Here is a 4,698-nt window from a genome sequence, read left to right as displayed (position 1 = left end):
GGATCCGATCGGATCCCGGGCCCTGCGCCGTACGTGCTGCTGTACGTGCCGTACGTCCAGCCTGCTCAGAAGCTCTGGAGCAGGCCCTTGACCAGCGCCGCGGAGGTCAGCTCGACCGGGGCCGGGCCGGCGTGGAAGAAGCCGGCGTTCTCGGCGTCCAGCTTGCGCAGGAAGTCGAAGGCCTTGGCGTCGTGGTCGCCGAACGCGACGAACTGCCAGTGCACGCCCGGTGCGGAGGCGGCGGCATCGGCGAGGGCCTGCTTGGCGGGCCGGACGCTGTCCGGGGCGCCGTCGGTCTGGAACACCACGAGGGCGGGGCCTTCGCCGCCGTCCTTCTGGTACCGCTCGACGACGGCCTCCACGGCCACGTGGTAGCTGGTGCGGCCCATGCGGCCGAGCTCGGCGTGGCGGGCCTCGACCCAGGTGTCGTCGTGCGCGTCGAGGGCCAGGTCGGCCGTGCCGTCCACGTCCGTGGAGAAGAACACGGTGTGCACGGTCGCCTCGTCGTCGAGGTGCGCGGCCAGGGCGAGGGCGTGGTCGGCGAGGTGCTGGGCGCTGCCGTCCTTGTAGAACGGGCGCATCGAACCGGACCGGTCCAGGACCAGGTACACCTTGGCCCGCGCGCCGGCCTTGCCCTTGCCCCGGAGCACCTGCCCGGCGGCCTTGTATGCCCCCACGACCCCGGGCGCCTGCCGCTTCACGACACCCAACGCCCGAGCCGGCCCCCCGACCTCGGCTTCGGCGGCGACGGCCTCGGGCCCGGTGACGGCCTCGACGGCCTCGGGCCCGGCCGTGGCGGGCTCGGCTTCGGCGACGACGGCCTCGGGCTCGGCCACGACCTCCGCCGCGGGGGCTTCGGCCTCGATGGCCTCCGGCTCCGCCGCGACGGGCTCGGCCTCGGCGGCAACGGCCTCGGGCTCGGTGATGGCTTCGGCCTCTGCCGCGGGGGCTTCCACCTCGGGCTCCGCCACGACGGCCTCGGCCTCGGCGACGGCGGCCTCCGCAGTGACGGCCTCGGGCTCGGCCACGGCCTCGGGCTCCGCCGCGGGGGCCTCGGCCGTGACGACCTCGATCTCGGGCTCAGCTGCGGGGGCTTCGGCCTCGGCCGTGACGGCCTCGGGCTCGGCCTCGGGCTCGGCCTCCGCCACCACCACGGGCTGCGGCTCGGCAGCCGGGGTCTCGGCCACGACCTCGGGTTCCGCCGCGGCGGGCTCGGCCTCGGCGACGACGGCCTCGGCCGTGACGGCCTCGGGCTCGGCCACGACCTCCGCCGCGGGGGCTTCGGCCTCGGGCTCCGCCACGGGGGCTTCGGCCTCGGCCGTGACGGCCACCGGCTCAGCCGCAGGCGCCTCGGCCGGGTTCTGCTGGGCCGCCGGCTGCAACGGGCGGCGGGCCTCCGGGACCGTGGGGTCCGGTGCCGGGGCGGTGAGAAGGGTTCCCGGTTCACGGTCCCGCGGAGCGGACTGCGGGGGAACCGTCGGGTTGTCGAAGGACGCCGCGACCAGTTCGGCCGCCACGTCCAGGGGGGTCCGTTCCGCCTGGCTCGGGACGGAAGCCGACGTGGCATCCGTCATCTCCGGAACCGGCTCGGCAGACCGTCCGAACACCTTGCGCAACAAGCTCCGAATACCCATGGGCCAGGCCTTTCGCATGAGTGCGTGCGTCATTTGTCCGTGCTGCGCGGTTGATCCCTGCCCAGAGTGGACACGTAAGGTTATCGGCCGCCTGGCTGGAACTTCGGCAGGGGCGCCCTTCGTGGCGCCCGGCCCATACAGCACACACCCCATCTTGCCGAACTCCCGCACCGACGTGCCCGGTTCATCAGGCGTTCATTCCGCAGCCGCCGCTTTGGCGCAACCCGCGCCTACCGTCACGGCTGGATTCGACCGACATGACGTCGGCGCCCGTGCATCTACGGAGGACATTCGTGCGCAAGCTTCTGCCGCTCATAGGGAACCCGCACGGGGGCGGCCGTTCCGCCCTCACCTGCCGCTACCGCTGCGGCGACGCCTGCTTCCACGAGGTCCCGAACACCAGCGACAACGAGTACGTCGGCGACGTCATCGCCCGCGCCTACTCCCGCCGCTCGATGCTGCGCTCCGCCGCCGTCGTCACCGTCGCCTCCGCCGCCGGCACCGCCGTCACCCTCGGCGGGAACGGCTCCCCGGCCACCGCCGCCCCCGCCGCCGACGCCCAGGGCGCGGCCGCGGACGCCGCGGGCGCCCGCGGTCTGCGCTTCAAGGCCGTCCTGCCGAACACCGACGACCGGGTCACCGTCCCCGAGGGCTACGAGCAGAACGTGGTCATCCGCTGGGGCGAGCCCATCGTCAAGGGCGCTCCGGCGTTCAACGCCGACAGGCAGACCGCCGCCGCGCAGGCCGGCCAGTTCGGCTACAACAACGACTTCCTGTCCCTGCTCCCGCTCGGCAGCGACTACGAGCGCCAGCAGCTCCTCGTGGCGAACCACGAGTACACCGACGAGAACCTGATGTTCAAGGGCTACGACCCGGCGAACCCGACCCGCGAGCAGGTGGAGGTCGCCTGGGCCGCGCACGGCCTCGGCGTCGTCGTCGTCCAGGAGGACCACCGCAGCGGCAAGCTGACCGCGGTGAACCGCCACCAGCTGAACCGCCGCCTCACCGCGACCAGCGAGTTCAAGCTCACCGGCCCGGCCGCGGGCAGCGCCCTGGTGAAGACCTCCGCCGACGCGACCGGCACGAAGGTCCTCGGCACGCTCAACAACTGCTCCGGCGGCACCACCCCGTGGGGCACCACGCTGCACGGCGAGGAGAACTTCAACCAGTACTTCGCCAACGCCGGCCAGGTCACCGAGCCCGTCGAGGCGGCCCGCCTGAAGCGCTACGGCGTGACGACCGGTGCCACCGAGCGCAAGTGGGAGCGCTTCGACAAGCGCTTCGACGTGGTCCAGGAGCCCAACGAGTCGCACCGCTTCGGCTGGGTCGTCGAGCTGGACCCGTACGATCCGCACTCCACTCCGCGCAAGCGCACCGCGCTGGGCCGCTTCAAGCACGAGGGGGCCCAGCCCCGCCTGACCGAGGACGGCCGCCCGGTCGTCTACATGGGCGACGACGAGCGCTTCGACTACTTCTACAAGTTCGTCTCGTCGAAGCAGATGAAGAAGGGCAATGGGCGCGCGGCGAAGGAACACAACCTCACGCTGCTCGACGAGGGCACCCTGTACGTCGCCAAGCTGACCGGCGACTCCCCGGCCGCCGAGCTGGACGGCTCCGGCAAGCTCCCCTCCGACGGCCAGTTCGACGGCTCCGGCGTGTGGATCAAGCTGCTCACCTCCTCGCCCTCCGGCAACGTCTCGCACGTCCCGGGCATGACCGCCGAAGAGGTGGCCGTCTTCACCCGCGAGGCCGGTGACAAGGTGGGCGCGACCAAGATGGACCGTCCCGAGGACATCGAGCCCTCGCCGCGCACCGGCCGCGTGTACGTCGTCCTCACCAACAACACCGACCGCGGCAAGGCCGGCAAGGCCGGTGCGGACGAGGCGAACCCGCGCAATCTGAACAAGCACGGCCAGATCCTGGAGCTCGCCGAGAACTTCGACGACCCGGCCGGTGACGGCTTCGCCTGGCGCCTGTTCCTGGTCGCCGGTGACCCGAAGGACCCGTCGACCTTCTTCGCGGGTTTCCCGAAGGACAAGGTCAGCCCGATCTCCTGCCCGGACAACGTGACCTTCGACCCGCACGGCAACCTGTGGATCTCCACGGACGGCAACCAGCTCGGCTCCCACGACGGCCTGTTCGGTGTCGCGACCGCCGGTGAGCGCCGCGGTGAGCTGAAGCAGTTCCTGACCGTTCCGCGCGGTGCCGAGACCTGCGGCCCGCTGGTCCAGGACAAGCGCGTCCTGGTCGCCGTCCAGCACCCGGGCGAGATCGACGGCGCGTCCGTCGAGAAGCCCCAGTCGGTGTGGCCCGACGGCCCCGGCAAGATCGTCCGTCCGGCGGTCGTGTCCGTGTGGCGCAAGGACGGCAAGAACATCGGCGTCTGATCGCGCCCTCGGCCCCAAGGCCGGTCGGGCGGACGGTGTTTCACGTGAAACCTTCGCGTGGAACGCCGTCCGTCAGCCGTCCGACGGGGAGCCTGAGGGTGGTCACCGCCCCGCCGTCGGGTGCGTTGGCGAAGCTCAGGGCGATCTCCAGGACCGCGGCCTGGCCGGCCACGATGGTCAGGCCCAGGCCGTGGCCCCGGCCGCGGCCCGGGTCCCCGGTGCGGAACCGCTGCGGACCCTGCTCGATCAGCTCGGGCGGGTAGCCGGGTCCGTGGTCGCGCACGACCACCAGCGGGCCCTCGACGGTCACCTCGACCGGTGGTTCCCCGTGCTTGTCGGCGTTGACCAGCAGGTTGGCCAGGATGCGGTCCAGCCGTCGGCGGTCGGTCAGCACCACCGCGTCGCGGATCACCCGTACCGAGGCCTCCAGGCCGGTGGCCGTGACGGCCCGCCGCACCGCCCGGCCGAGCTCCACCCGGGCCAGGTCGGCCTGCTCGACACCCGATTCCAGCCGGGAGATCTCCAGCAGGTCCTCGGTGAGCAGGTGCAGGGCCTTGAGCCGGTCGTTGATCATCTCCTTGGGGCGGCCCTCCGGCAGGAGGGCGGCCGCGGCCAGCGAGCCGGTGAGCGGGGTGCGCAGCTCGTGCGCGACGTCCGCGGTGAAGCGCTTCTCGGGC

General features: G+C 72.6%; 3 protein-coding genes. 1 reads left to right on the top strand and 2 read right to left on the bottom strand.

Translation table 11 applies throughout. The features are described from left to right. Positions 1 to 65: 65 nt before the first annotated feature. Complete coding sequence (locus tag ACFXA3_RS35980) at positions 66 to 1,574, bottom strand: VWA domain-containing protein (RefSeq protein ID WP_385194206.1); 1,509 nt, start codon at positions 1,572 to 1,574, stop codon at positions 66 to 68. A 353-nt stretch (positions 1,575 to 1,927) separates the two neighbouring features. Between ACFXA3_RS35980 and ACFXA3_RS35975 the strand changes: the two genes are divergently transcribed. Further along, complete coding sequence (locus ACFXA3_RS35975; RefSeq protein ID WP_385194204.1) at positions 1,928 to 4,021, top strand: PhoX family protein; 2,094 nt, start codon at positions 1,928 to 1,930, stop codon at positions 4,019 to 4,021. Between the two features lie 40 nt (positions 4,022 to 4,061). Here the strand turns inward: ACFXA3_RS35975 and ACFXA3_RS35970 are convergent. Beyond that, the coding region (locus ACFXA3_RS35970; protein WP_385194202.1) for a sensor histidine kinase at positions 4,062 to 4,698 on the bottom strand (637 nt) is incomplete at its 5' end.

Origin of the sequence: Streptomyces sp. NPDC059456 (genome assembly GCF_042750055.1) — a bacterium.
GTDB lineage: Bacteria > Actinomycetota > Actinomycetes > Streptomycetales > Streptomycetaceae > Streptomyces.
The sequence above is the reverse complement of the archived record's forward strand: the minus strand, read 5'-3'. Positions and strand labels throughout refer to the sequence as shown.